Origin of the sequence: Bradyrhizobium sp. 138 (genome assembly GCF_023074075.1) — a bacterium.
GTDB lineage: Bacteria > Pseudomonadota > Alphaproteobacteria > Rhizobiales > Xanthobacteraceae > Bradyrhizobium.
The window spans coordinates 166835-192045 of the sequence record NZ_JADPKT010000063.1 but is presented as its reverse complement, the minus strand read 5'-3'; the positions used below and the strand labels follow the sequence as shown (position 1 = coordinate 192045).

Annotated in this window: 26 protein-coding genes and 1 tRNA gene; 14 read left to right on the top strand and 13 right to left on the bottom strand. The window is 64.6% G+C overall.

The window, feature by feature from the left end; all coding sequences use genetic code 11:
* Positions 1–4 precede the first annotated feature (4 nt).
* From IVA79_RS21075 to rpmI, 6 genes are all read right to left on the bottom strand, one after another.
* Positions 5–775 carry a sulfite exporter TauE/SafE family protein gene (locus tag IVA79_RS21075; protein WP_247556206.1) on the bottom strand — a complete coding sequence of 257 codons (771 nt, stop codon included), beginning with the start codon at positions 773–775 and terminating at the stop codon, positions 5–7.
* Positions 772–3180, bottom strand: coding sequence for a phenylalanine--tRNA ligase subunit beta (gene pheT / locus IVA79_RS21070; protein ID WP_247556204.1), 2409 nt, complete (start codon positions 3178–3180; stop codon positions 772–774). Before pheT ends, IVA79_RS21075 begins: the two co-directional genes overlap by 4 nt.
* Positions 3177–3623 (bottom strand): endonuclease domain-containing protein, encoded by a 447-nt coding sequence (locus tag IVA79_RS21065; RefSeq protein WP_247556202.1) that lies wholly within the window; start codon positions 3621–3623, stop codon positions 3177–3179. The genes pheT and IVA79_RS21065 overlap by 4 nt, the downstream gene beginning before the upstream one ends.
* Positions 3624–3838: 215 nt before the next feature.
* Positions 3839–4921, bottom strand: coding sequence for a phenylalanine--tRNA ligase subunit alpha (pheS, locus tag IVA79_RS21060; RefSeq protein ID WP_247556200.1), 1083 nt, complete (start codon positions 4919–4921; stop codon positions 3839–3841).
* A gap of 216 nt (positions 4922–5137) precedes the next feature.
* Positions 5138–5497 (bottom strand): 50S ribosomal protein L20, encoded by a 360-nt coding sequence (rplT, locus tag IVA79_RS21055; protein ID WP_247556199.1) that lies wholly within the window; start codon positions 5495–5497, stop codon positions 5138–5140.
* 81 nt (positions 5498–5578) lie between these two features.
* Positions 5579–5779: a 50S ribosomal protein L35 gene (gene rpmI / locus IVA79_RS21050; RefSeq protein WP_008539890.1), complete on the bottom strand. Its 201-nt coding sequence runs from the start codon at positions 5777–5779 to the stop codon at positions 5579–5581.
* Positions 5780–6051: 272 nt separating this feature from the next.
* Between rpmI and IVA79_RS21045 the strand changes: the two genes are divergently transcribed.
* Complete coding sequence (locus IVA79_RS21045) at positions 6052–6456, top strand: hypothetical protein (protein ID WP_247556198.1); 405 nt, start codon at positions 6052–6054, stop codon at positions 6454–6456.
* 65 nt (positions 6457–6521) lie between these two features.
* Here IVA79_RS21045 and infC read toward each other — a convergent pair whose 3' ends face one another.
* A complete protein-coding gene (gene infC / locus IVA79_RS21040; RefSeq protein ID WP_145630623.1) occupies positions 6522–7061 on the bottom strand; it encodes a translation initiation factor IF-3 in 540 nt (179 codons plus the stop codon).
* A 249-nt stretch (positions 7062–7310) separates the two neighbouring features.
* Here infC and IVA79_RS21035 point away from each other — a divergent pair, with 249 nt between their 5' ends.
* Positions 7311–8123 carry an alpha/beta hydrolase gene (locus IVA79_RS21035; RefSeq protein WP_247556197.1) on the top strand — a complete coding sequence of 271 codons (813 nt, stop codon included), beginning with the start codon at positions 7311–7313 and terminating at the stop codon, positions 8121–8123.
* Between the two features lie 69 nt (positions 8124–8192).
* Positions 8193–8660: a nuclear transport factor 2 family protein gene (locus IVA79_RS21030; protein ID WP_247556196.1), complete on the top strand. Its 468-nt coding sequence runs from the start codon at positions 8193–8195 to the stop codon at positions 8658–8660.
* Between the two features lie 8 nt (positions 8661–8668).
* On the opposite strand, the gene IVA79_RS21025 is transcribed toward IVA79_RS21030, so the two are convergent.
* The 3 genes from IVA79_RS21025 to IVA79_RS21015 are packed head-to-tail and all read right to left on the bottom strand — an operon-like array spanning position 8669 to position 11330.
* Positions 8669–9466, bottom strand: a complete 798-nt coding sequence (locus IVA79_RS21025) for an acyl-CoA thioesterase domain-containing protein (protein ID WP_247556195.1) — start codon at positions 9464–9466, stop codon at positions 8669–8671.
* A 47-nt stretch (positions 9467–9513) separates the two neighbouring features.
* Positions 9514–10689, bottom strand: a complete 1176-nt coding sequence (gene queG, locus IVA79_RS21020; protein ID WP_247556194.1) for a tRNA epoxyqueuosine(34) reductase QueG — start codon at positions 10687–10689, stop codon at positions 9514–9516.
* Positions 10638–11330, bottom strand: a complete 693-nt coding sequence (locus IVA79_RS21015) for a glutathione S-transferase family protein (RefSeq protein WP_247556193.1) — start codon at positions 11328–11330, stop codon at positions 10638–10640. The genes queG and IVA79_RS21015 overlap by 52 nt, the downstream gene beginning before the upstream one ends.
* A gap of 169 nt (positions 11331–11499) precedes the next feature.
* Between IVA79_RS21015 and IVA79_RS21010 the strand changes: the two genes are divergently transcribed.
* The 3 genes from IVA79_RS21010 (at position 11500) to IVA79_RS21000 (ending at position 14524) form a co-directional block, all read left to right on the top strand.
* The gene (locus tag IVA79_RS21010) at positions 11500–12306 is read left to right on the top strand and encodes an undecaprenyl-diphosphate phosphatase (RefSeq protein ID WP_247556192.1); all 807 of its coding nucleotides are present in this window, start codon (positions 11500–11502) and stop codon (positions 12304–12306) included.
* A gap of 148 nt (positions 12307–12454) precedes the next feature.
* A complete protein-coding gene (locus tag IVA79_RS21005; protein ID WP_247556191.1) occupies positions 12455–13780 on the top strand; it encodes an FAD-binding oxidoreductase in 1326 nt (441 codons plus the stop codon).
* A 3-nt stretch (positions 13781–13783) separates the two neighbouring features.
* Positions 13784–14524 (top strand): SDR family oxidoreductase, encoded by a 741-nt coding sequence (locus IVA79_RS21000; RefSeq protein ID WP_247556190.1) that lies wholly within the window; start codon positions 13784–13786, stop codon positions 14522–14524.
* A gap of 156 nt (positions 14525–14680) precedes the next feature.
* Here the strand turns inward: IVA79_RS21000 and IVA79_RS20995 are convergent, their stop codons facing one another.
* Entirely contained in the window at positions 14681–15646 is a 966-nt protein-coding gene (locus tag IVA79_RS20995; RefSeq protein ID WP_247556189.1) for a complex I NDUFA9 subunit family protein, read from the bottom strand.
* 151 nt (positions 15647–15797) lie between these two features.
* On the opposite strand from IVA79_RS20995, the gene IVA79_RS20990 reads away from it, so the two are divergent.
* A tRNA-Leu gene (locus tag IVA79_RS20990) sits at positions 15798–15884 on the top strand.
* A gap of 38 nt (positions 15885–15922) precedes the next feature.
* On the opposite strand, the gene IVA79_RS20985 is transcribed toward IVA79_RS20990, so the two are convergent.
* Together IVA79_RS20985 and IVA79_RS20980 are read right to left on the bottom strand one after the other, a co-directional pair.
* Entirely contained in the window at positions 15923–16129 is a 207-nt protein-coding gene (locus IVA79_RS20985) for a hypothetical protein (protein WP_247556574.1), read from the bottom strand.
* A 25-nt stretch (positions 16130–16154) separates the two neighbouring features.
* Positions 16155–17426, bottom strand: a complete 1272-nt coding sequence (locus IVA79_RS20980; RefSeq protein ID WP_247556187.1) for an MFS transporter — start codon at positions 17424–17426, stop codon at positions 16155–16157.
* A 284-nt stretch (positions 17427–17710) separates the two neighbouring features.
* Here IVA79_RS20980 and IVA79_RS20975 point away from each other — a divergent pair, with 284 nt between their 5' ends.
* The 7 genes from IVA79_RS20975 (at position 17711) to raiA (ending at position 25113) form a co-directional block, all read left to right on the top strand.
* Positions 17711–19033, top strand: coding sequence for a UbiA family prenyltransferase (locus IVA79_RS20975; RefSeq protein ID WP_247556185.1), 1323 nt, complete (start codon positions 17711–17713; stop codon positions 19031–19033).
* 105 nt (positions 19034–19138) lie between these two features.
* Positions 19139–19753 (top strand): ribonuclease D, encoded by a 615-nt coding sequence (locus IVA79_RS20970; RefSeq protein ID WP_247556184.1) that lies wholly within the window; start codon positions 19139–19141, stop codon positions 19751–19753.
* A gap of 144 nt (positions 19754–19897) precedes the next feature.
* Positions 19898–20629 (top strand): LPS export ABC transporter periplasmic protein LptC, encoded by a 732-nt coding sequence (lptC, locus tag IVA79_RS20965; protein ID WP_247556183.1) that lies wholly within the window; start codon positions 19898–19900, stop codon positions 20627–20629.
* A gap of 5 nt (positions 20630–20634) precedes the next feature.
* Positions 20635–21345 carry an LptA/OstA family protein gene (locus IVA79_RS20960; protein ID WP_247556182.1) on the top strand — a complete coding sequence of 237 codons (711 nt, stop codon included), beginning with the start codon at positions 20635–20637 and terminating at the stop codon, positions 21343–21345.
* Between the two features lie 222 nt (positions 21346–21567).
* Positions 21568–22587, top strand: coding sequence for an LPS export ABC transporter ATP-binding protein (gene lptB / locus IVA79_RS20955; RefSeq protein ID WP_247556181.1), 1020 nt, complete (start codon positions 21568–21570; stop codon positions 22585–22587).
* A gap of 91 nt (positions 22588–22678) precedes the next feature.
* A complete protein-coding gene (gene rpoN / locus IVA79_RS20950) occupies positions 22679–24298 on the top strand; it encodes an RNA polymerase factor sigma-54 (protein WP_247556180.1) in 1620 nt (539 codons plus the stop codon).
* A gap of 197 nt (positions 24299–24495) precedes the next feature.
* A complete protein-coding gene (gene raiA / locus IVA79_RS20945; RefSeq protein WP_247556179.1) occupies positions 24496–25113 on the top strand; it encodes a ribosome-associated translation inhibitor RaiA in 618 nt (205 codons plus the stop codon).
* The last annotated feature ends 98 nt before the right edge of the window (positions 25114–25211 follow it).

The window sequence follows — 25211 nt, the reverse complement described above, 5'->3', positions numbered from 1 at the left end:
GCAGCTAGCGAAGCACTCCATCCAGCGCTGGCAGCCCGGCAATCACCGCTATCGCGATCAGCGCGTAGCAGATGCCGCGAAACACCCGCTCGCTGGCACGGCCGAACAGCGAGGCCCCGAACGCGACGCCGAGTGCGTAGACCGGGCCGACGACGAGCGAGAGGACGAGCGACTCGTGCGAGATCAGGCCCGTGGTCGCGTAACTGATCATCGAGAAGAAATCGGACGCGCCGAAGAACAGCAGGATATTGGCACGGGCGACGACCGGCGCGATCGGGCGTCCGAGCCAATAGCCGACGATCGGCGGGCCGCCGGTCTGGGCAAGGCCGCTGCAGAAGCCGGAGAGGCCGCCAATGCCGACCGAGAGCCAGGCGTGGTCCTTGCCGCGATAGCGCCAGCCCGACAGCAGCAGCAGCAACAGCGCCGCGACGAAGCATGAGATGATCCAGCGTGTGGTGACGGGCTCGAGCACGCTGAGAAAATAAGTGCCGAGGGGCACGCCGACCAGCGCGCCCAGGACGATCACCGCAGTGGCCTTGCGATCGGCTTTTCGCCACGCGTCCGGCAGCATCGGCGCGGCGGCGACGAAATCGATCACGAGCAGCAGCGCTGCGACCAGCCGTGGCGCCGCGACGCTGCTCGCCAGCGGCATGAAGATCAGCGCCGAGCCGAAGCCAGAGAAGCCCCGCGCGGTGCCGGAAACGAAAGCGACGGCGCAGAGCGCCATCGCAACGGTGAGGCTGACATCCTTCGGAAGAAAGTCAGCGAGGGTCATCCCCGAAGAGTGCCGCCGGTCTTCTTCGTGACTTCGGCCACGATCTTGGCGCCGACGCCCTCGATCTCCTGATCGGTCAGCGTCTTCTCGCGCGGCTGGATCGTCACCGCGATCGCGATCGACTTTTTGCCGTCATCGATGCCCTTGCCCTCATAGACGTCGAAGACGTTCACGCCGGTAATCAGCTTCTTGTCGACACCTTGCGCGGCACGGACGATGTCGCCCGTCTTCACGGAGCGATCGACGATGAAGGCGAAGTCGCGCGTAACAGGCTGGAACGCCGACAGCTCGATCAGCGGCTTGGCGCGGGTCGGCTTCTTCTTCGCCTCCGGGATGCGGTCGAGGATCACCTCGAACACCAGCAGCGGGCCGTCGGCACCGAGGGCCTCGAGCGCGCGCGGGTGCACCTCGCCGAAATGACCGAGCACGTTCTGCGGTCCGATCTGGATCGTGCCGGAGCGGCCCGGATGCAGCCATGCCGGTCCACCGGACACGATCTGCAGCGCCTGCATCGGCGCGCCGCTTGCTGCCAGCACCGCCAGCGCATCCGCCTTGGCGTCGAACACATCGGCCTCGGCCGAGCCCGACCAGTGCCGCCCCAGGCCTTCCGACGACGCAAAGCCGCGGCGAATGCCGCTTGCCGCCATGAACTGATCCTGCGGGCGATCGCCCTTGAAGACTTGGCCGACCTCGAACAGCGCGACATCGCCAAAGCCGCGATCGGCATTGGCCTGCGCGGCCGCGATCAGTCCCGCCAGCAGGGTCGGGCGCATGTCGGAGAGATCAGACGCGATCGGGTTGGCGACTTCGAGCTCGCGCTGTCCGCCACCGAACAATTGCGCCGCGGACTTCGTGATGAAGGACCACGTCACCGCTTCGATGATGCCGCGGCTCGCGAGCGCGCGCCTGGCGCGGCGGGTGCGCAGCTGAAGCGGCGTCAGCACCGGCTTGCGCGCGTCCTCGCCGCGTTCGAACGGCGTCATCGGCACCTTGTCGACGCCGAAGATGCGAACGATCTCCTCGACGATGTCGGCCTTGCCGTGCACGTCCGAGCGCCACGAGGGCACCGCGACCTTCACCACTGGACCCGGGCCCGCCATCATGAAGCCGAGATGGGTCAGGATGCGCTTCATCTCTGGCTGCGGCACCTCGATGCCGGAGAGACGCTTGACCTCGGTGATCGGGAAATCGATCAGACGGTCGTCGCCGAAGGATTTGCCGACCACGACAGTCTCGGACGGCGTACCGCCGCACGTCTCCATCACCAGCTTGGTCGCGAGCTCCAGCCCGGGCACCATGAAAGCCGGATCGACGCCGCGCTCGAAGCGGTAGCGGGCATCCGAATTGATGCCGAGCTTGCGGCCGGTCTGGGCGATGATGATCTCGTTCCACAGCGCCGATTCGATCAGCACGTCGGTCGTGGTCTCGTCGCAGCCCGAGGCCTCGCCGCCCATGATGCCGGCGAGCGATTCGACGCCGTGCTCGTCCGCGATGACGCCGATCGCAGGATCGAGATTATAGGTGCGGCCGTCGAGCGCGAGCAGGCTCTCGCCGTCGCGGGCGCGGCGCACGACGAGGTTGCCCTTGACCTTCTTCGCGTCGAACACATGCAATGGCCGCGCGCGATCGAAGGTCATGAAATTGGTGATGTCGACCAGCGCGTTGATCGGGCGCAGCCCGATCGCGGTCAGCCGCTTCTGCAGCCATTCCGGCGACGGTCCGTTCTTGACGCCGCGCACGAGGCGCAGCGCGAAGCCCGGACACACCGTGGAGTCCTCGATCGTGACCTTCACCGGGCAGGGGAATTCGCCCTTGATCGGCTTGATGGTCGGATCCTTGAACTTGCCCATGTCGGCGGCGGCAAGGTCGCGTGCGATGCCGTGCACGCCGGTGCAATCCGGCCGGTTCGGCGTCAGGTTGATCTCGATCATGGGATCGCCGAGCGCGGCCCATTCGGCGTAAGCAGCGCCGAGCGGAGCGTCCGCCGGCAGCTCCATGATGCCGTCATGATCGTTGGAGATCTGCAGCTCGGCCGCCGAGCACAGCATGCCCCGGCTTTCGACGCCGCGGATGGTGCCGACACCGAGCGTGATGTCCTTGCCGGGAATGTAGGTGCCGGGGGCTGAGAACACGCTGACGAGACCCGCACGCGCATTCGGCGCGCCGCATACGACTTGCACCGGCGCGCCACCGTCGCCGGTGTCGACCATGCAGACCCGCAAGCGATCCGCATTCGGATGCTGCTCGGCCGAGATCACCTTCGCAATGGTGAAGGGTTTGAGCGCCTTCGCCTTGTCCTCGATGTTCTCGACCTCGAGCCCGATCATGGTGAGCTTCTCGGCGAGCTTGTCCAAGGGCTCGTCGGTCTCGAGATGATCCTTCAGCCAGGAGAGGGTGAATTTCATGGCTGCTTCTTCTCCACGGAGACGGTCTGCTCCCTCCCCCGCTTGCGGGGGAGGGTTGGGGAGAGGGTTCTCTCCGCAATGGCAGTGACTATTGTTTCGAGAATACCGGAACGGTTTGTCATCACGTCATGATTGTTAAACCGCAGAACCTTGAAGCCTTTCGCTTCGATCACGGCAGAGCGGCTCGCATCGGCGCGTTCGCCTTCATCCGAGAAGTGTTGGCCGCCATCGAGCTCGATGACGAGCTTGGCGGCGTGGCAGATGAAATCGGCGACGTAATGCCCGATCGGTACCTGGCGGCGAAACACCGCGCCATTTAACCGGCCGGCGCGCAGCTCCGACCACAGGATTCGCTCTGCATCGGTTGAGTTGCGCCTGAGTGCGCGCGCATTGGCGCGCAGCTTGGCCGGTATTTTCCAGTTCGGATGCTTGGGATCGACCATCGGCAGCCCCGTCGCGGAGAAACCCTCTCCCCAGCCCTCCCCCGCAGGCGGGGGAGGGAGTCCGACCTGTCGACCGGACAGAGAATACGTATCCATACGGCGAACGCCACGCGATCGCTCTATCCGTTCCCTCCCCCGCTTGCGGGGGACGGGCAGGGAGAGGGTTATCTCCGCAAAGGGAACGGAGAGAATCTTCGCAAGTCCAATCACCGCCCTCACGAGCTCAGCCCTCCGGCAAGCGTTGGCACTTCGAGCGGCTTGAAGCCGTAATGGGACAGCCAGCGGACGTCGCTGTCGAACAGCTGGCGCAGGTCGGCGATGCCGTATTTCAGCATGGCGATGCGGTCGATGCCCATGCCCCAGGCAAAGCCCTGGTACTCGTCGGGATCGATGCCGCAGGCGCGCAGCACGTTCGGATGCACCATGCCGCAGCCGAGAATCTCGAGCCAGTCCTCGCCCTCGCCGAAGCGGATCTCGCCCTTGTCGCGGCGGCACTGGATGTCGACTTCCAGCGACGGCTCGGTGAATGGGAAGAACGAGGGGCGGAAGCGCATGTTGATGTGGTCGACCTCGAAAAACGCCTTGCAGAACTCGTGCAGGATCCATTTGAGGTGGCCGAGATGCGAAGTCTTGTCGATGACGAGGCCCTCCACCTGGTGGAATTGCGGCGTGTGGGTCGCGTCCGAATCGATGCGATAGGTACGGCCCGGGCAGATCACGCGGATCGGCGGCTTCTGGCTCAGCATGGTGCGCACCTGCACCGGCGAGGTGTGGGTCCGCAGCAGCATGCGCGAGCCGTCCTCCTTCGGATGGAAGAAGAAGGTGTCGTGCATCTCGCGCGCGGGATGGCCTTCCGGGAAGTTCAGCTTGGTGAAGTTGTAGTCGTCGGTCTCGATGTCGGGACCTTCCGCGACCGAGAAGCCCATGTCGGCGAAGATCGTGGTCAGCTCGTCCCAGACCTGGCTGAGCGGATGGATGCGGCCGGCCTCCGCCGCCGCCTCGCGCAGCGGCAGGGTGACGTCGACGGTCTCGGACGCCAGCCGCGCATCGAGCGCCGCCGATTTCAAGACGTCGCGCTTGGCTGCGAGCGCCTGGGTGACCTCGTCCTTGGCTTGGTTGATCGCGGCTCCTTGCGTCTTGCGCTCGTCCGGCGACATCTTGCCGAGCGTTGCGAGCAAGGCTGAGATCGAGCCCTTCTTGCCGAGGGCAGCGACGCGCACGGCTTCTAACGCCGCCTCATCTGCGGCCGCGGCGATGTCGGCGGTGATCTGGGCTTGGAGCTGGGCAAGATCGGTCATGGCAATCCCTTATGGCCAGGATGCTGAGCCGATGATCCTAGCCCGTCACGCCGGGCCCAAAAGCGCGAAGCGCGTCTTCGCGTTAGATTGGCCGGGCTTCCACGTCGGAGAGATGTGTTTGCGCCAGAGATGACGGCCGGGGCAGTAAGGCGCAAAACGCGCCTCTGTCCGGGCCATCACAAGCGAAACGCTGCGCAGAGCGCAGTGGCGGACGGCTTAGGCCGCCAGCGCGGCCTTGGCCTTTTCAGCGATCGCCTGGAACGCGGCGGGCTCGTTGACTGCGAGATCCGACAGCACCTTGCGGTCGACGGTGATCCCGGACTTGGCCATGCCGTCGATAAATCGGCTGTAGGTCAGGCCGAACGGGCGGACGGCAGCGTTGATGCGTTGGATCCAGAGCGCGCGGAACGTCCGCTTCTTGCGCTTGCGGTCGCGGAAGGCATATTGCATCGCCTTCTCGACTGCCGGCTTGGCGGCGCGGATGGTGTTCTTGCGGCGGCCATAGAAGCCCTTGGCGGCCTTGTAGACTTTCTTGTGCTTGGCGTGGGCGGTCACACCGCGTTTGACGCGAGACATGACGAAATCCTTCAGAGATGACTTTGGTTATCGGATTGCCGCGGAAATGCGCGGCACGGATGGCAGTGATCGCGGACGCGATCAGGCGTTCGGCAAGAAGTACTTCTTGACGTTGTCGCCGTCGGTCTTGAACAGCACGCGGGTGCCGCGGAGCTGACGGATCTGCTTCTTCGTCCGCTTGATCATGCCGTGACGCTTGCCGCGCTGGGCGTGCATCACTTTGCCGGTGGCAGTCACCTTGAAGCGCTTTTTAGCGCCCGATTTGGTCTTCAGCTTGGGCATTTGGCTCTCCTAATGGCCACAGAGATCCGCCCGCGAAGGCGGCTGGCCGTCAAAATGCTCGTTAGAGCGTTGATTGTGCTCAGGTTTTACGAACAAGCGCGAAACCCGCACGAAACACCGCCACGGCAGCCCTTAATCAGCCGGGCGATGAAGGCTGGGCTTATGCCAGAGGACAAGCCCATTGGCAACGATGAACCACTGGAACTAGCTCGACGACTATTCGGTGTTGCCACCCCTCATCTCCCAGCCATGTTGCCCGGAGCAGGACCAAAATGGCCCATTTTTCCCAATTGCTTTCGTCTTTGACCGATTTCGTCCGCCCGCACCATCTGGCGCTGTTCGCCGTGCTGGCAACGGCAGCGCTGCCGTCGACTGCCGATGCCCGCGTCGGCAGCTATGACGGCGTCTGGAATGTCACCTTCGCCACCACACGGGGCAATTGCAGCTCCGGCTACAGCGTCCCGTTCGCCGTTGCCGGCAGCCGGGTCTCGTCCGCCGGCGGGGGCCGGGTCTCCGGCAGGGTCAATCGCGGCGGCGCTGTCGCGGTCCAGGTCTCGGTCGGCGCGTCCCATGCCAGCGGCGGCGGCCGGCTCGCTGGCGTGAATGGTGCCGGCTCGTGGAAGGGGCTCATTTCCGGAGACCAGTGCAGCGGCACCTGGCAGGCGACGCGGACCTGACATGCGAACGGCCCGCCGGAAATCCGGACGGGCCGTTGAACTCTCCAGTCCTGACGAGCTGCGCGTCAGCGCGGCGCCAGCACCATGACGACCTGGCGGCCCTCGAAACGTGCGTCCTGCTCGACCTTGGCGAGCTCGGCGACGTCGGTCTTGATCTTGTCCAGCAGCTTGGTGCCGATCTCCTGGTGCGCCATTTCGCGACCACGATAGCGCAGTGTGATCTTGACCTTGTCGCCCTCTTCGAAGAACCGCTGCATCGCGCGCATCTTCACGTCGTAATCGTGATCGTCGATCATCGGGCGGAGCTTGATCTCCTTGATCTCGACGGTCTTCTGCCGCTTGCGGGCTTCGGCGGCTTTCTTTTGTGCCGAATACTTGTACTTCCCGTAGTCCATAATCTTGCAGACGGGAGGGCTGACATTCGGCGAAATCTCGACCAGATCCATGCCAGCTTCCTGGGCCATCTTGATGGCGACCACGGTCTCGACCGTGCCCTTATTGTCACCGGTCTGATCGATCAGCTGGATCTGCGCATTGCGGATATCATCATTGATGCGCGGCCCGTCTTTGCTGGCAGCGGGCGGAGCTTTATTAGGACGGCGAATGGGTGGTTCTCCAAAGTTGTGAAAGAAGCGGCTATCTTGAAGGAAGATGCGTTGGCCGGCAAGCAAGTCGCTCGTACGGGACGCGAAAAACCCTCAAATGCGAGGCATTTTGGCCACGCCTGAGCACGCTGCACGACATAGACACCTTGCCTGCCTTCCGCAAGCGTCCCAAAGGGTCAATGCCGGGTTCGGACCACGCGACGGAGTGCGTCCGGACAGCTCAAACCCCACAGCCAGAGTAAACGTTCCATGACCGATGCAATTTCCGCTACCGTGCCCGACTTCATCGATGTGGGCGAGGGCCCGTTGGCACGCAGGATCGCGGTGCGCCGCCGCGCCGGACAGGGCCCAGGGTTGGTCTGGCTGGGCGGCTTCAAATCGGACATGCAGGGTGGCAAGGCCGTGGCGCTGGACGGCTGGGCCGGGGAGCACGGCCGTGCGATGGTCCGGTTCGACTATTCCGGCCACGGCGAATCCGGCGGCGATTTCGCCGATGGAACCATCGGGCGCTGGCTGCAGGAGAGCGTCGCGGTATTCGAGCGCTTCTGCGAGGGCCCGCAGGTCCTGATCGGCTCGTCCATGGGGGGCTGGATGGCGCTGCTGCTCGCGCGGGAGATCAAGAAGCGGCAAGAGAACCAACGAGAGAACCAACAAGCCAAGGCCTCGCTCGCCGGGCTCGTGCTGATCGCGCCGGCGCCGGATTTCACCGAAGAGCTGATGTGGAAGAATTTTTCGCCCGCAGTGAAGCGAGAGATCGAGACCAAGGGTGTCTCGATGAGGCCGTCGGACTATGGCGACGGCTCGCCCTATCCGATCACGCGGAACCTGATCGAGGAGGGGCGCAATCATCTCGTGCTCGGCAGCGCCATCGATCTCGGCTGTCCCGTCCGCATCCTGCAAGGTGCGCAGGACCCCGACGTGCCCTGGCAGCACGCTTTCGCGCTGACGCACCGTCTGCCGGCCGACGACGTCGTGCTGACCATGATCCAGGACGGTGATCACCGCCTCTCCCGTCCGCAGGACATCGCGCGCATTATTGCCGCGGTGGCGGAGATCGGGTGAAGTGTCGCTCAGCATTCGATTTCATCGTCCGACTAGGATCGGGCGATGAAGTGAAAGGGAGCAACGCCAATGACCACCACCGCGATGCTGCGCGCCTTCTGCGATGCGGTCGAGCAGCGCAACGGCCGCGCATTTGCCGAGCTGTTCACCGAGGACGGCGTCTATCACGACGTCTTCTACGGCACCTTCGCAGGCCGTGCGAAGATCGCCGAAATGATCGACGACTGGTTTTATCGCACGGCAACCGATTTCCGCTGGGACATGCATGACCCCGTCACCGACGGTACCACGCTCTATGCGCGCTACACCTTCAGCTACAAATCAACCCTGCCGGACGCGAACGGCGCGCGGGCGATGTTCGAGGGCGTCGCGATCATGACGCTGCGTGAGGGCCAGATCGCTGGCTATCACGAGGTCGCCAATACCGCGCCGGCGTTCGTCGACCTGAAGTTCGCACCGGAGAGAATTGCGAAGATCGTCGCCAAGCAGGGCGCCGAGCTGAAGGCGCGGCCGGAGATGCAGCGGCATCTGGCGTAGTCGGCAGATTACCGTTTCGACGGATTCGTCATCGGCTTGCGCTGCGCCAGCGCGGCGACCGTCGCTGTGCCGATCGGGCCCTGTTCGTCGTAGAGCCAGCATTCGCCGATCGCGACGCCGTCGGTGGCGTGATGGTTCACCACCTCGAAGCCGATCCAGCTCGTCACCGGCAAACGGTGCAGATAGATCGTCACGTCGCTGTTGATATAGCCGAGCCCCTTGTCGCCGGCATTCGCAAACGGGCTGGCGAAATCGGCGCCGGTGGCGACATGGACGAACGGCGTCATCGGCACGCCCGCAACGAGCTCGCGCACCTCGCTCATCCACAGCCGGCGCGGACCGAGCGAGCCCATCTGGCCGACAATGGGACGCGTCGTCCATTTGCCGTTCATGCCGAGCCTGGGATCGGCCGGCTTCGGAATGTCTGCTGGCTTCGGCGCATCCCAGTTCGGCGGCGACCAGACATTGCCTTCAGGGTTTTGCGTCCGCCGCAGCAATTGGCACGAGGCGCGCGCCATGCTGACGCCGCCGGAAAAGAACTCCGCTTCCACCACCCGAATGCGCAGACCGTCGCGCACCAAGCGCGTCGTCACTTCGATCGGCTTGTCGATGGTCGGCAGCCGAAACATGTCGACGGTGAGCCGCGCCGGCACCAATTCAGGCCCGGAATGGCGCTCCTCGATGGCAAAGCCGAGCAGGCCGATGATGACGCGCCCGTGCAGCGATGTCGGATCCCACGGGCCGTTGGCGACTTCCGTCGGATGGAATGTGTCGCCGTCGCGGGTGAAGAAAGGCATGTTTGTCATGACGCGCGAGATTGAAGAAACGCGCGGGGAAATCAAGTGTCGCCACATTAGGAAGCGGCGAGCCACTCCTCGCGCACGATGTTGTCGTGCTCGTTGGCAAGCGCGCTCGCGCCGAGCGCGTCAAACTCTTCCCGCGTCACCAACTGCCCGAGTGCCCACACCGCAGCTCCACGTACCAGCGGGCTCGGATCATCCAGCAACCGTCGCGCCTCCGACGCCAGCGCCGCATCGTCCGAATTGCCGATCGCAATCAGCACGTTCCGCAAGAAGCGGTCGCGGCCGATGCGCTTGACCGGGGACTTCGTGAACAGCGCGCGAAACGCGGCGTCGTCGAGCCGTGCCAGCTCCGCAAGTTCGGGCGCGCGCAATTGGTCGCGCGCCGCGAGCTTGGCCTCGCGTCCCTCCTGCGCAAACTTGTTCCAGGGACACGCCGCGAGGCAGTCGTCGCAGCCATAGATGCGGTTGCCGATGGCTTTGCGAAACTCGCGCGGGATCGGGCCCTTGTTCTCGATGGTGAGGTACGAGATGCAGCGCCGCGCATCGAGCTTGTAGGGCGCGGGGAATGCTGCGGTCGGGCAGATGTCGAGACAGGCCCGGCACGAGCCGCAATGATCGATCTCGGCATCGTCGCGCGGCAAGTCCAGCGTGGTGTAGATCGCGCCGAGAAACAGCCACGAGCCGAATTCGCGCGAGACGAGGTTGGTGTGCTTGCCCTGCCAGCCGAGATGCGCGGTTTGCGCCAAGGGCTTCTCCATCACTGCCGCGGTGTCGACGAACACCTTCACGTCCGACGGCGCAGTCGCAACCAGCCAGCGCGCCAGCGCCTTCAGCCGCTTCTTGATCAGGTCGTGATAGTCGTCGCCCTGGGCGTAGACCGAGATCGCCGCGCGTGTGCGCTGTTCGAGGATCGCGAGCGGGTCCTGGTCGGGACCGTAATTGACGCCGAGCATGATGACGCTGCGCACGTCGCTCCACAGGCCGCGCGGATCGACGCGGCGCTCCGGCTGCGCGGCGAGCCAATCCATGTCGCCATGCCCGCCCGAGGCGATGAATTCGAGGAAGTATTTTCCCGCGTTCTCGATCGTGCCGGGTGCGGTGATGCCGATGCAGTCGAAGCCGAGCGCACGCGCTTCGTGCGCAAGCGCCGTTTTCAGTTCAGCCGGATCGGAACTCAGAAATCCAGGTCCACGTAGGTGCGCGATGCCGGCACGCCGGCCAGCCATTCGCTCAGCAGCGGACGGAACGACGGGCGGGACTTCACCCGCGCGTACCACGCCTTTGCTGAATCGTCCTCGCTCCATGGCACGTCGCCCAGATAGTCGATCGCCGAGAGATGCGCCGCGGCGGCGAGATCCGCGTAAGTGAGCCGGTCGCCGGCGAGGAAATTACGCGTCTGCGCCAGCCAGCCGATATAGGCCAGATGATAGCGCACATTGGCCTTGGCGGCGCGCATCACGTCGGCCGAAGGTGGCCCGCCGCCGTTCTCCTCGCTCATGAAGCGCTTGTAGATGCGCTCGGTGACGAGGGGATGCGACACCTCCTCGAAGAATTTTTCGTTGAACCAGGCCATCAGCCGGCGCACCTCGACGCGCTCGAAGGTCGCATCCGGCATCAGGCGCTTGGGCCCCATTTCGGCGCCATAGGCCTCGTCGACATATTCGGCGATGATCGCCGCGCCCGGGATGGGGGGCCGCTCGTCGTCCACCATCACAGGTGTCGTGCCTGCCGCGTTGAGCAACAGAAACGCCTCGCGCCGTTCCCAGCTGCGCTCCTCGACCAGCTTCAGGTCGAGCCCGTATTCGCCCGCGATCAGGCGGATGAAGCGCGAATGCGGACAGAACGGATGATGAAACAGCGTAAACATGAAGCCTTTGACTATTTGATGGTGCTTAAGAATCCATCAATGTTTGTGCGGCGCCACACTAGTCCTTCAAAACCGCGAAGCAAGGGCGTGATTTCGCATTTTGCGATTGCGGCATGGGGGCGAATAGGCGAGAAGAGCCCCGCTTTTCCAGCCGAAATGGACCGTAAATATGTCAGATGTAATACGGGCAGTGATCCTCGGCATCATCGAGGGTGTGACCGAGTTCCTTCCCGTGTCCTCGACCGGCCACCTGCTTCTCGCGGAGCGCTTCTTCCATCTCGGCGAGGGCGCATTCTGGGATTCTTTTACGGTTCTGATCCAGCTCGGTGCGATCCTCGCGATCGTCGGGCTCTACTTCAGGAAGCTGTGGGACGTCGTCATCGGCCTCTTCACGGGCGATGCCTATGCGCGCCGCTTCGTGATCGGCGTGCTGGTCGCGTTCCTGCCCGCGGTGATCGTCGGCCTCGTTGCCGGCAAATACATCAAGAGCGTGCTGTTCAATCCTTGGGTCGTGTGCTTCACGCTGATCGTCGGCGGCGCCGTCCTGCTCTGGGTCGACAAGCTCGACCTCAAGCCGCGCGAGTATGACGCCACCAAGTTTCCGCTGCTTATGTATCTCTATATCGGCATCGCGCAGTGCGTGGCGATGATCCCGGGCGTGTCGCGTTCCGGCGCCAGCATCGTCGCCGCGATGTTCCTGGGCGCCGACAAGCGCGCAGCGGCGGAGTTCTCGTTCTTCCTCGCCATCCCCACCATGATCGGCGCGTTCGCCTACGACTTCTACAAGAACCGCTCCGAGATGACGATGGATCACATGAACATCGTCGCGATCGGCTTCGTGGTGTCGTTCATCACCGCGATCATCGTGGTCAAGACGTTCCTGGAATACGTCACCCGGCATGGCTTCGTGTTGTTCGCCTGGTGGCGCGTCATCGTCGGCACGCTCGGCCTGATCGCGCTGGCGCTGGGTCGGTAGGCTAGGTATTTCTCTCGGTTTCGACCTCTCCCCGTCGGGGAGAGGTATGCGTCGGGCTGCTCGGTTGGACCGGCGACTTCAACGTAAAATAAGCTTTTGACCGATAGGCAGTTTCCGGAGCGGGGTGGCCCGCAGCGGAGCCGAAACCATGACCCTCGTCAGCGGCTGGGGGCGCTTCCCGGTCGTCGATAGCGATGTGCTGCGTCCGCGCTCGTTCGCGGCGGTCGGCGAGGCCGTCTCGTCCGGCACCGTCGCGCGCGGCAATGGCCGCGCCTATGGCGATGCCGCGATCGGCGCCGTCAGGACCGTCGCGATGACTGGCTTCGACCGGATCAGGTGGTTCGATCCGGTGACGGGCCGCATCCGCCTGGAGGCCGGCGTTCTGCTGTCGGACCTGATCGACACTTTTGGCCCGCGCGGCTTCCTGCCGTTTGTCGTGCCCGGCACGCGCTTCGTCTCGATCGGCGGCGCTATCGCAGCCGACGTGCACGGCAAGAACCATCATTGCGAAGGTGGCTTCGGCCGCTATGTCGACAGCCTGTTGCTGCGCACCGGGCAGGGCGAGGTCATCGAGGCCTCGTGCGAACAGAACTCCGATGCCTTCTTCGCGACCATCGGCGGCATGGGCCTGACCGGCATCATCCTGGAAGCGACGATGCGGCTGCGGCGGGTCGAGACCGGATGGATCCGCGAGCGGGTGATCTCCGCGTCCGATCTCGATGCCGCGATGCGCGCGCTTGAGGCGAGCAATGCTGCGACCTATTCGGTGGCCTGGATCGACTGCGTGGCACGAGGGCGTGATCTCGGCCGTTCGTTGATCTATCTCGGCGAGCACGCGGGCAGAGACGAGCTGGCCGATGGCATTGATGCATTTCCCGTCGGCAAGCGTTCCACCCTCGGCGTGCCGATCGACCTGCCGTCGATGACGCTGAACCGCACCAGCGTCCGCGCCTTCAACGAGCTGTACTATCGCATGGGCGCGCGGCGCGCCGGCGGCAGCCATGTGGTCTCGCTCTATCCGTATTTCTTTCCGCTCGACAGCCTCAAGGAGTGGAATCGCATCTATGGCAAGCGCGGCTTCCTCCAGCACCAATGTGTAATCCCGGAAGCTGGCGCGCGCGCCGTGCTCGGCGAGATCCTCGATCGCGTTGCACGGCGCGGTGAGGCCTCCTTCCTCGCCGTGCTCAAGAAGCTCGGCCAGGGCGACGGTATCCTGTCGTTCCCGCTGCCGGGCTACACGCTGGCGCTGGATTTCCCCGTGAAGGGCGACATCCTGAATTTCCTCGACGAAATCGATCGTCTGGTCGTCGCCGCGGGCGGACGGCTGTATCTGGCGAAAGACGCACGCCAGTCGCGCGCGACCTTCGCGGCGGGTTATCCTGCCTTGCAGCGCTTCAACGCGATCCGCAAATCGCTCGATCCCGCCGGCAACATCAGATCGAAACTTTCACAGCGTCTGTTCGATGAGGTCTAGGCCGTGACGTCACGCAAAACCGCAATGGTGCTCGGTGGCTCCTCCGATATCGGCCGCGCCGCCGCGCGCGCCTTCGCCAAGTGCGGATACGATATCGTCCTCGCCGGCCGCGACGTCGCCGCGTTGGAGCCTGACGCGGCCGATCTGCGCGCGCGCTACAATGTCGAGGTCGGTCTGCACAGATTCGATGTGCTCGACACCGCGTCATTCCAAAGCTTTGTCGGCGGCCTTCCGGCATTGCCCGATGTCGTCGTCTCGATCATCGGGTTGCTCGGCGTGCAGGCGAATGCCGAGAGCGACCTTGCCCACGCCACCGCGATCATGCGCTCGAACTACGAAGGCCCCGCGCTGATCCTCGGCCTGTTCGCGGAAAGATTCCTGGCGCGCGGCAGCGGGACGCTGGTCGGCGTGTCGTCCGTCGCCGGCGATCGCGGCCGGGCCTCGAACTATGTCTACGGCTCGGCCAAGGCCGGCTTCTCCGCGTTCCTCTCCGGCTTACGCGCCCGTGCCAGCCGTGGCGGCGTACATGTCGTCACCGTCAAGCCCGGCTTCGTCCGCACCAAGATGACGGAGGGCATGAGGCTGATCGGCCCGCTCACGGTGGAGGCGCCGGTGGTCGGTGATGCGATCCTGAACGCCGTCGAGAACAAGACCGACGTCGTCTATGTCAGCGGCAAATGGCGTCTCGTGATGCTGATCATCAAGGCGCTGCCGGAAGCGGTGTTCAAGAAGCTGAAGTTTTGAGGCGTAGCCGCGTTGACGGTGCGCTCCGTCGCCCGCTTGCGGGAGAGGGCCGGGGAGAGGGTGCCTCCGCAGAAAGGCTCCCGACGAGGAGATAGCCCTCACCCGGATTGCTTCGCAATCCGACCTCTCCCGCAAGCGGGAGAGGTGAAACACGCCTCACACGCTCATGCGCTGGAACTGGCCGGCGGCGCGGAAGCGCCAGAGATATTGCGGGGCGATCGCCTCCAGCGAATCCGGCGTGATGCCGAGCCCTTCTAGCGTCAGGCCGGCGGCCTTCGCCGCGTCCGACACGACATTGTCGCGCTCGAGCATCGTGACCTGGTCCGGCGTCAGCTTGAACGCCCCCGGCGCGAATTGCAGGAAATTGGCCTGGAAGCGGGCGAGGCCGAACGGCAGCGGCACCAGCATCCGCTTGCGGTCGGTGATGGCAAGGATGGCCTCGATGATCTCGCGCATGGTCAGCACTTCCGGCCCGCCGAGTTCGTAGGTCGCCCCCGCCTTGGCCTTGCCGTCGACAGCCTCCGCGATCGCGGTGGCGACGTCGCCGACATAGACCGGCTGCATCTTCGTCTCGCCGCCGATCAGCGGCAGCACCGGCGACATCCGAGCCAGCGCGGCAAACCGGTTGGTGAACTGGTCCTCGGGGCCGAACATTATGGAGGGGCGGAAGATCGTGGCCGAGGGCACCGCAGCCGATACCGCCGCCTCGCCGGCCGCCTTGGCCCTGGCATAGCGCGAGGGCGATTCGGCGTAGGCGCCGATCGCGGAGACATGGACCAGGGCGCTACCTGCCGCGGCGGCCGCCTTGGCGACCGTTTCGGCGCCCTTGGCCTGGACGGCGTCAAAGGTCTGCGCGCCGGCTTCAGTGAGGACGCCCACGAGATTGATGACGACATGCGAATCACGCAGCGCCGCCTCGATCGAGGCCGGATAGCGCAGGTTCGCCTGCACGGTGTGGACTTGCCCGACCTTGCCGGAGGGCTGGAGGTATCCAGCCAGTTCCGGCCGCCGCACCGCAACCCGGATCCGATAATCGCGCTTGCACAGCGCGCGGACGACATTCCGGCCCAAAAACCCCGATCCGCCGAAAACCGTGACGAGCGTGTCCAGATTCGATGCCATGGGAGCCGTTCCTGCGGAAAAGGGTGTGTCTTGTCAGGCTTGTATCGGGCCGGTTTGCGATGCGCAATCGGCATCCCGAACCGGGCTTGAAGCATGAATTGACAACGGCGTCACCGAACCGTAGTAACCGCCTCCGTGCCCCAAACGGCATGCCCAGGTGGTGGAATTGGTAGACGCGCTGGCTTCAGGTGCCAGTGGCTTAACGGCCGTGAAGGTTCGAGTCCTTTCCTGGGCACCATTTGAGGTTTGTGTGGCTGCGCTTGGCAGCCCGCTCTTCTAGAGATCCTTCGGACTCTTTGATGACGATGGCAGACGCTCGGCCTCGCCCGCCAATCTCGCCTCCAGCCTGTCAAAAACTTCGGAACTCGGCTTCAGCCGCTTCGCCTCAGCATCGGCGAGGCCACGGGCAAGCGCGGCATCCAAGGCGGCCAGCCTTGAGGGATATTTTTCAGAGCGTTCTTCTGAATTTGTGGGCTCCGCCATACTGCTTCTCCTCCAACCCGCCCCCTCACACCACCCGCTTCCCCGTCCGCTCCGCCACCGCCTTCTGCACAAAATACATCATCACCAGCGTGACGATCGTCGTGGTGACGACGACGTAGCCGATCCGGTCGAAATGGATCAGACCGCCGTCAGGCGCTTGCGCGATGATCGCGCCGGCGAGCACCGAGCCCAGGCCGCCGGAGAGCTGCTGGAGCGAGGCGCTGACCGCGCTGAACGAGCCACGCTGGGTGGAATCGGGAATCGCCGACATCAGGGCCTGCGACGGGATCATGCGCGAAAAGATGCCGACGAACATCAGCACGTTGACGAAGATCGCGGTCATAAGCGAGACGTGGCCGAGATGGGTGTAGATCAGCACCATGATGACGGTCATCACGCAGCCGAACACGAAGGTCGGGTATTTGCCGAATGCGTCGCTGGCACGGCCGACCAGCGGCCCGGTGACGATGCTGAACAGGCCGGAGACGAGATAGATCGTCGGCAGGTGCGTGATGTCGATGCCGAGATTGTGCACGGTGAAGGCGCTGGAGAACGGCATCAGCATGTAGCCGCCGGTCGCCAGCAATGTCGTGACGGCAAAGGCCAGCGTGTAGCGCGGCTCACCGACTGTCGCGATCAGATGGTGGAACGGGTTTCTGTCCTGCTTCAGCTTCAGATGCGCATCGACCGGCTCCATGGCGAAGGCGATGATGGCGATCGCGGCGATCGACACCACGACGATTGCAATGAAGCAGACGTGCCAGTTCCAGTGATTGGCGAGAAACAGCCCGGCCGGAATGCCGAGCACCTGGCTCGCGGCGAACGCGGTCTGGATGAAGCCCATCACGCGGCCACGCAAATGCAGCGCAAATAAGTCGGTGACGATGGCGAGCACGACCGAGCCGATCACGCCGCCGAACAACCCGGTCACGATCCGGCCGAGCAGCAGCACGTGGTAATTTTGCGCGGCGGCGCAGAGCATGGTGCCGAGCGTGAAGCCGACATAGAAGAACAGCAGCAGGCGCTTGCGGTCGAAGCGATCGGCAAAGCCGGCGGCCAGCACCCCCGAAATGCCAGCGCTGAAGGCGTAGGCCGACACCGCGACGCCGAACTGCCCGGCCGTGATGTCGAGCGCGGGCATCAGGATGGCGCCGAGCGGTGACATGATGATGAAGTCGAGGATGATCGTGAACTGCGTGAACGCGAGCAGCGCAATGAGAAGCGCCTGATAGCGCGAGAAGCCGCGCGGGCGTTCCCTTTGGTCGTCGATCGGCGCTGCGAGCGTTTGTTCGGTCATGGACACCTGATTTATGGCGGTGGGGGCGAGGGAAACTGGCAGATGGGGTGGGTGGGGACGATTTCCACTGGGCGCATGGCGCAGATTGTGCCGGAATACCGGGGTTGCTCGAGGTTGTGGGATCCGTGCAACAGGCGGGGGACCGATTGGTCTGCCACCGGCTTACGCTGCTCCCCGTCCCGATTAAGCCGCCCTTAGCGAATGCCCCCTAGGCTCGCGGCCGTCCATTTCCCTGCTCCCCGGCTACATGCCGGTCATGTCGAGGTCACCAGAAGCGTATTCGGATGGAGCAGCCTGCCCGGCAGTACGAGTCTGGCGCATCGACCCCGTCGGCAGCCCCGGCAGCTGTGCGGACGCTCGTCATCGAGCTCGAAGGCGCCTTGCTGCGCTCGGAGCTGCTGATGGAAGCGCTCTTCAGCCGACCCGCCCTCATGCTCGCCCGCTTCGGTGCGGGCGGACGACCGGGCATGGCGGCGCTCACCGATATCCTGGCGCGGGCCGAGATCGACTACGCCCATCTGCCCTATGATTCCGACGTGCTGAACCAGGCGCTGGCGGCGCGAGCGCGGGGTGAGAAGATCTATCTCGTCGCGGATCGTTTCGCCGAGCATGCTGCTGGCATCGCGACGCATCTCGGCTTCGACGGCGTCGTCACCCCGGCCGACCTCGCCGCGGGCAACCTGCCGTTCGATCGTGCCTCCATCGAGCACATCAGCGCGCGCGGCAGCGGCCGTGCCAGCCTCAAGACCTGGGCGAAGGCGCTGCGGGTCTATCAATATGCCAAGAACACGCTGGTGTTCGTGCCCGTCATCACCGCGCATCAGCTCAATCTTGCCAGCTTCGGCGCCGCGCTGCTGGCATTCCTGGCGTTCTCGGCCTGTGCGTCGGGCGCCTATCTGATGAACGACCTGCTCGATCTTGCGGCCGACCGGCAGCATCCGACCAAGCGCCATCGCGCGCTCGCGGCCGGCGACTTGCCGATCTCCTCCGCGCTGCTTGCGATCCCTGCGCTGTGGCTGTTCGCGGCCGCAGCCGGCCTCTTCATCTCGCCGCTGTTTCTCGGCGTGCTCGGCGCCTATCTCGCCACCACGATCGCCTATTCGCTCGTGCTCAAGCGCAAGATGCTGGTCGACATCGTCACGCTCGCCGGTCTCTACACGCTTCGCATCGTCGCCGGCGCGGTCGGCGTCGGCGTGGTGCTGTCGGAATGGCTGTTGATCTTCTCGCTGTTCGTGTTCACCTCGCTGGCGTTGATCAAGCGCTTCAGCGAGCTCAGCATGCGCGAGAGCGCAGGGCTAGCCGATCCCTCCAACCGCGACTATCGCGTCACCGATCTGCATGTCATTGCCGCGATGGCGGCGGCGAGTGCGATGAACGCGGTGACCGTGTTCTCGCTCTACGTCTCCTCGAGCGCGGTGACGCCGCTGTACAGCCGCCCCTGGATGCTGTGGCTGCTCAACCCGCTGCTGCTCTACTGGTTCGGCCGCGCCCTGATGATGGCGCATCGCCGCGAGATGCCGGATGATCCGATCCTGTACGCCTTTCGCGACGGTCCCAGCCGCACCGCGGTCGCGGCGATGATCTGCATCATGCTGGCGGCGATCTGACCGAACCCCGTGCTTGCGCGGCCCGCCGGCAATGGCTACATCGCGCCCAATCCGAATTCGCTATTGTACCGACGCAACCGATTCGACCCGAGGTTTTGAAACGCCATGACCGTACGCCTGCACCGCGGCGACCTGCCCGACCTCACCCGCTACACCGGAGCAGTGGCGATCGATACCGAAACCATGGGGCTGAACCCGCACCGTGACCGGCTCTGCGTGGTGCAGCTCTCGCCCGGCGACGGCAGCGCCGACGTGGTGCAGATCCCCAAGGGGCACACCGACGCGCCGAACCTGAAGGCGCTGCTGGCCAATCCTGAGATCACCAAGATCTTCCACTTTGCGCGGTTCGACGTCGCGGTGCTGTACCAGACCTTTGGCGTCATGACCGGGCCGATCTACTGCACCAAGATCGCCTCCCGTCTGACCCGCACCTATACCGACCGCCATGGCCTGAAAGACCTCGTGCGCGAGGTGCTCAATGTCGACCTCTCCAAGCAGCAGCAGTCCAGCGACTGGGGGTCCGACAGCCTGACCGAACCGCAGCTCGCCTATGCCGCCTCCGACGTGCTGCATCTGCATGGCTTGCGCGAACGGCTCGACGCCATGCTGGTCCGGGAGGGCCGCACAGCGCTCGCCAAGGCCTGTTTCGACTTCCTGCCGACCCGTGCCCTGCTCGACCTCCAGGGCTGGGACGAAGAGGACATTTTCGCGCATTCCTGAGCTCTCGACCGCCGGGTAGGCTCTGGTCTGCGCCCCGTTTCGGACACTTTCATGCGGCCTGTCGCGGGCTGCATATTGCGGCGGCGACGGGTACAATGGAACGCCCTGCAATCCGGCCTGGCGAGCGGCACCTCAGGAGCTCAGGTGAATTCGGCCCACAATCCCACCTACGACGCCGCGCTTGCGGCGAAGTTTGCCAGCGCGGCGCGCCACAGCCGCCTGGTGCGGATTCTGCGCATCGCGGTGCCCGGCGCGGTGCTGTTGTCCATGGCCGCCATCGTCGGCGTTTCGATCTTCAATCCGTTCCGCATGCTGATGCCGAAGCTGCCGCTCGATTCCGGAAACCTGGTGGTGTCGGGCACCAAGATCACGATGGAGTCGCCGCATCTGGCTGGCTTCACGCCGGACCAGCGGCCCTACGAGCTCTGGGCCAAGACCGCGACCCAGGACATCACCGACCCCGATCATGTCGATCTCAAAGACCTGCGCGCGAAAGTGCTGATGGAGGATCAGTCCACCCTCTTCCTCGATGCCCGCACCGGCCGCTTCGACAACAAGCAGCAGCAGCTCGATCTGCGCAAGGATATCTTCCTGCGCACCTCCACCGGCTATGAGGCGCGGCTGAACTCCGCCTTCGTCGACATGAACAAGGGCACGATCTCCTCGGACGAGCGTGTCGACGTCAAGCTGACCAACGGCACGCTGACCGCGGACCGCTTGCGCATCACCGAAGGCGGCGACGTCATCCGCTTCGAGGGCAATGTGGTGATGCATCTGGACAAGCTGGATGAACCGGCCGCGCAGCCTGCGCCGGTCGAGCCCGCACCGTCTGCGAAGACGCGTACGCCTCAGAACAAATCTGCCAATTCAAAGTGATTTTCATGATGAAGTTTTTTCCGCGTGACGCTGTCGTCGGCAAGGTTGCGCTCGTCGCCGGCCTCTTGCTGCTCGCGTCCGGCTCGGCGCGCGCGCAAGGCTCCATGCAGGCCCCGCCCAACGCGCTGCAGGGCTTCTCGCAGAACCGCGACCAGCCGATCCAGATCGAGGCCGCCTCGCTCGAGATGCGCGACAAGAAGAAGGAGGCGACCTTCGCCGGCAATGTGAAGGTCGTGCAGGGCGACACCACCATGACCTCGAAGACGCTGGTGGTGTTTTACGAATCGGGCGGCGACAAGCCCGCGACGCCGCAGCCGGCAGCGAAGGGTGCGAAGGCGGCGCCGATGCAATCGGCGCAGCCGGGCCCGGGCGGCAGCTCCTCGATCAAGCGGCTGGAGGCGCGCGGCAATGTCGTGGTCACCCAGAAGGACCAAGTGGTGACAGGCGAGACCGCCGTGTTCGATACCAGGACCAATCTCATCACCATGCTCGGCGGTGGCGGCCAGGTGGTTCTGACGCAATGCAAGAACGTGCTGCGCGGCGACCGTTTGATGGTCGACATGACGACGGGCGTGTCGCGGGTGGAATCCGACAACGGGCGGGTTCAGGCCCTGCTGCCGCAGGGGGGCGGCAACGATTGCGGCCAGGGGGGGCAGGGTGGCAAGCCCGGCGGAGCGCCGCCTCTACAATTGCCCGGCGCAAGTAAACCGAAATGAACTCAACGGCTTGGTTCGGATATGGCCGAACCGAGGTTGAAGCTTGGACGGCGAGACTGTATCTAGCGCGCAGGGCTTTCGAAGCGGGGTTCGCCGCTTTTCGGGCGTGTTTCACTGGGCATGAGACATCCCTTCACTCATGCTGCATCGGCGAATCAAAAGGCCGGTGCGGCAGATCGCGCGAATTCGCGCAGGATCGTCGCGAAAGGCTGGAAGGCGGGGATGGTCGATCTCTTCAGCATGTTCCGTCGGCGCCCCGCCAAGCGCGGCCGGCCAGGATTTGCGCGACAGGACATCACCGCGCTCGGTGACGACGTCGGCGGGCTCGTGACCAGCCCGATCCGGGATGCGCCGCCGATGGCCCGTGACCAGGCGATCCATGCGCCCGACCAGTACCAGGGTGACTACCAGGACGACTATCGAGCCGACTATCAAGCCGAGCCGCCTCCGCAGGCGGTTCACCCCGTCAGGGCGGCTGGCAGGTCCAATGGCGCGGGCGGACCGCAGCTCCTGAAGCGGCCGGGTTTCCTGGCTGTGCATAGCGTGGAAAAGGCCTTCGGTAGCCGTCAGGTGGTGCGCGGCGTCAGCATCTATGTGCGCCGCGGTGAGGCGGTCGGCCTGCTCGGTCCCAACGGCGCCGGCAAGACCACCGTGTTCTACATGATCACCGGCCTGATCAAGGCCGATCGCGGCGCGATCGAGCTCGACGGCCACGATGTCACGAATCTCCCGATGTATCAGCGCGCGCGGCTCGGGATCGGCTATCTGCCGCAGGAAGCCTCGATCTTCCGCGGCCTCACCGTCGAGCAGAACATCCGTGCCGTGCTCGAAGTGGTCGAGCCCTCGCGCAAGAAGCGCGAGCAGCAGCTCGACTCGCTGCTCGACGAATTCAACATCACGCGGCTGCGCAAATCGCCGTCGATCGCGCTGTCCGGCGGCGAGCGGCGCCGCGTCGAGATCGCGCGTGCGCTGGCGACGCGTCCAAACTACATGCTGCTCGACGAGCCCTTCGCCGGCATCGACCCGATCGCGGTCGGCGACATCCAGGACCTCGTCCGCCATCTCACCAACCGCGGCATCGGCGTGCTCATCACCGACCACAATGTCCGCGAGACGCTCGGCCTCACCGATCGCGCCTACATCGTCTATGCCGGGGAAATCCTGACCGAGGGGAGCCCGGATGAGATCGTCGCCGATCCGGACGTGCGCCGCCTTTACCTTGGCGAGGAATTCCGCCTCTAGCCCGTTTTTGCGTTTCGTCAAGACGTGTACATCGGGCCCGGACTAGGATAAGCAAAAATCGGACCAATTTTTTGGGAACGGTTCTTGCTTCATGGCGCTTACGCAGAGACTAGAGTTCCGGCAATCGCAGTCGCTGGTCATGACGCCGCAGTTGATGCAGGCGATCAAGCTGCTGCAATTGTCCAATCTCGATCTCACGACGTTTGTGGAAGAGGAGCTCGAGCGTAACCCCTTGCTGGAACGGGCCAATGACGAGGCCCCCGCCGGCGAGACCCCCACTGATGCCGGCCAATACGGCGATGGCGACGAGGCCGGCGGCCAAGGTGACGACGGCTTCGGCGGCAGTGCGGAAGGCTTCGAGCCGGGCCAGGAAGAATGGATGAGCAAGGATCTCGGCACCCGCGCCGAGATCGAGCAGACCCTGGACACGGGCCTGGACAACGTCTTCTCCGAGGAGCCGGCCGAGGCCGCGGCGCGCAACGCCCAGGACGCTGCGCCGACCACCTATACCGAATGGGGCGGCGGCGCCTCCGGCGAGGAGGACTACAATCTCGAAGCCTTCGTCGCCGCTGAGCTGACGCTGTCGGACCATCTCGCCGAGCAGCTCTCGGTGGCGTTCACCGCCCCTGCGCAGCGCATGATCGGTCAGTATCTGATCGACCTCGTCGACGAGGCCGGCTATCTGCCGGGTGATCTCGGCCAGGCCGCCGAGCGTCTTGGCGCATCGCAAGCCGACGTCGAAGGCGTCCTTGCCGTGCTGCAAAAATTCGATCCGCCCGGCGTCTGCGCGCGATCCCTCAGCGAATGCCTGGCGATCCAGCTCCGCGAGCTCGACCGCTATGACCCCGCAATGCAGGCCCTGGTCGAGCATCTCGATCTCCTCGCCAAGCGCGACATCGTGGCCTTGCGCAAGATCTGCGGCGTCGACGACGAGGACATCGCCGACATGATCGGCGAGATCCGCCGCCTCAATCCCAAGCCCGGCATGAAGTTCGGCTCGGCGCGGCTGCAGACCATGGTGCCTGACGTCTATGTCCGCCCGGGCCCCGACGGCGGCTGGCATGTCGAGCTCAACAGCGACACCCTGCCGCGTGTGCTGGTCAACCAGACCTACTATTCCGAGCTGTCGAAGAAGATCGGCAAGGACGGCGACAAGTCCTATTTCACCGACGCGCTCCAGAACGCGACCTGGCTGGTGCGCGCGCTCGACCAGCGCGCCCGCACCATCCTGAAGGTTGCAACCGAGATCGTGCGCCAGCAGGATGGCTTCTTCACCTACGGCGTGGCGCATTTGCGGCCGCTCAATCTGAAGGCCGTCGCCGACGCCATCCAGATGCATGAATCCACGGTGTCGCGCGTCACCGCCAACAAATATATGGCGACCAATCGCGGCACGTTCGAGCTGAAATATTTCTTCACGGCCTCGATCGCCTCGGCCGACGGCGGCGAGGCTCATTCCGCCGAAGCCGTGCGCCACCACATCAAGCAGCTGATCGATTCGGAAGCGCCCGCGGCGATCCTGTCGGACGACACCATCGTGGAACGCTTGCGCGCCTCGGGCATTGATATTGCCCGCCGCACGGTCGCGAAGTACCGCGAAGCCATGCGCATTCCTTCTTCGGTGCAACGCCGCCGCGACAAGCAGAGCGCTCTTGGAAACGTCCTCTCCACCGCCTTGTCCGATCGTTCCCGCAACCCCGAACCGGCGTGATTGCGCTGGCGCGAAATCGCGCTACTCTCGGCCCCCCTTTGCAACCGATCCAGGCATGCGCATGATCCGGACAAGTGCACAGCGGTCCTCTCGCCCGACAAACGCGGAAAGGGTTCGTGGGGAGATCATGCGCAGGGAACGACTTCAGCCGCGATGATTCGTCGTCGCAGCTGAGGAGCAAACCAAGCGAGGCATCCATGACTCTTCGGATTTCGGGCAAGAGCATCAGCGTCGGTGAGGCCCTGCGCGGCCGCGTTGCCGACCGCACCGACGAGGTGCTGCGCAAATATTTCGACGGCAATTATTCCGGCCACATCACGCTCAGCAAGGACGGCTTCGGCTTCCGCACCGATTGCGCCCTGCACCTCGATTCGGGAATCACGCTGGAGGCCGATTCGAACGCGCCGGATGCCTATGCCAGCGCCGACCAGGCGCTGCTGATGATCGAGAAGCGGCTGCGCCGCTACAAGAACCGGCTCAAGGACCGCTCCGCCCGCAAGGCCCACGTCGCCTCCGAGGCGATGGCTGCGCTCGATGCGACGGCTTACGTGCTGGAGGGGCCCGGAGAGGGCGAAGAGGAAGTCACCGGCTACAGCCCCGTGATCATCGCGGAGCAAACCACCTCGTTGAGGCAGCTCTCGGTCAGCGAGGCGGTCATGGAACTCGATCTCAGCGGCGCCCCTTGCCTGGTATTCCAGCATGGCTCTTCGGGCCGGGTGAACATCATTTACCGCCGGCCGGATGGCAATGTGGGCTGGATCGATCCGCCGGGGGCCAAGGTGAACGGCAAGGTCGATGACAAGGCGGGCGGATAGGCCGAGGCGGGGTCCGTACGATCCCGGGCCTTAACAATGACCGTGGCAAAGCCGCACGCGGGAGTTGGCACCGGGATTGCGTTGGAGTAGAAGCGCCC

Coding starts and splice junctions, on each gene's coding strand:
- IVA79_RS20985 (WP_247556574.1), bottom strand. CDS start 16,129: ATGGCGGAGCCCACAAATTCAGAAGAACGCTCTGAAAAATATCCCTCA.
- IVA79_RS21010 (WP_247556192.1), top strand. CDS start 11,500: ATGTCAGATGTAATACGGGCAGTGATCCTCGGCATCATCGAGGGTGTG.
- pheS (WP_247556200.1), bottom strand. CDS start 4,921: ATGACCGATCTTGCCCAGCTCCAAGCCCAGATCACCGCCGACATCGCC.
- IVA79_RS21015 (WP_247556193.1), bottom strand. CDS start 11,330: ATGTTTACGCTGTTTCATCATCCGTTCTGTCCGCATTCGCGCTTCATC.
- IVA79_RS20975 (WP_247556185.1), top strand. CDS start 17,711: ATGGAGCAGCCTGCCCGGCAGTACGAGTCTGGCGCATCGACCCCGTCG.
- IVA79_RS20995 (WP_247556189.1), bottom strand. CDS start 15,646: ATGGCATCGAATCTGGACACGCTCGTCACGGTTTTCGGCGGATCGGGG.
- raiA (WP_247556179.1), top strand. CDS start 24,496: ATGACTCTTCGGATTTCGGGCAAGAGCATCAGCGTCGGTGAGGCCCTG.
- IVA79_RS21005 (WP_247556191.1), top strand. CDS start 12,455: ATGACCCTCGTCAGCGGCTGGGGGCGCTTCCCGGTCGTCGATAGCGAT.
- rpmI (WP_008539890.1), bottom strand. CDS start 5,779: ATGCCCAAGCTGAAGACCAAATCGGGCGCTAAAAAGCGCTTCAAGGTG.
- IVA79_RS21025 (WP_247556195.1), bottom strand. CDS start 9,466: ATGACAAACATGCCTTTCTTCACCCGCGACGGCGACACATTCCATCCG.
- IVA79_RS21030 (WP_247556196.1), top strand. CDS start 8,193: ATGACCACCACCGCGATGCTGCGCGCCTTCTGCGATGCGGTCGAGCAG.
- IVA79_RS21045 (WP_247556198.1), top strand. CDS start 6,052: ATGGCCCATTTTTCCCAATTGCTTTCGTCTTTGACCGATTTCGTCCGC.
- IVA79_RS20970 (WP_247556184.1), top strand. CDS start 19,139: ATGACCGTACGCCTGCACCGCGGCGACCTGCCCGACCTCACCCGCTAC.
- queG (WP_247556194.1), bottom strand. CDS start 10,689: ATGGCTGGCCGGCGTGCCGGCATCGCGCACCTACGTGGACCTGGATTT.
- IVA79_RS21035 (WP_247556197.1), top strand. CDS start 7,311: ATGACCGATGCAATTTCCGCTACCGTGCCCGACTTCATCGATGTGGGC.
- IVA79_RS20960 (WP_247556182.1), top strand. CDS start 20,635: ATGATGAAGTTTTTTCCGCGTGACGCTGTCGTCGGCAAGGTTGCGCTC.
- lptB (WP_247556181.1), top strand. CDS start 21,568: ATGGTCGATCTCTTCAGCATGTTCCGTCGGCGCCCCGCCAAGCGCGGC.
- rpoN (WP_247556180.1), top strand. CDS start 22,679: ATGGCGCTTACGCAGAGACTAGAGTTCCGGCAATCGCAGTCGCTGGTC.
- IVA79_RS21075 (WP_247556206.1), bottom strand. CDS start 775: ATGACCCTCGCTGACTTTCTTCCGAAGGATGTCAGCCTCACCGTTGCG.
- IVA79_RS20980 (WP_247556187.1), bottom strand. CDS start 17,426: ATGACCGAACAAACGCTCGCAGCGCCGATCGACGACCAAAGGGAACGC.
- pheT (WP_247556204.1), bottom strand. CDS start 3,180: ATGAAATTCACCCTCTCCTGGCTGAAGGATCATCTCGAGACCGACGAG.
- IVA79_RS21065 (WP_247556202.1), bottom strand. CDS start 3,623: ATGGTCGATCCCAAGCATCCGAACTGGAAAATACCGGCCAAGCTGCGC.
- rplT (WP_247556199.1), bottom strand. CDS start 5,497: ATGTCTCGCGTCAAACGCGGTGTGACCGCCCACGCCAAGCACAAGAAA.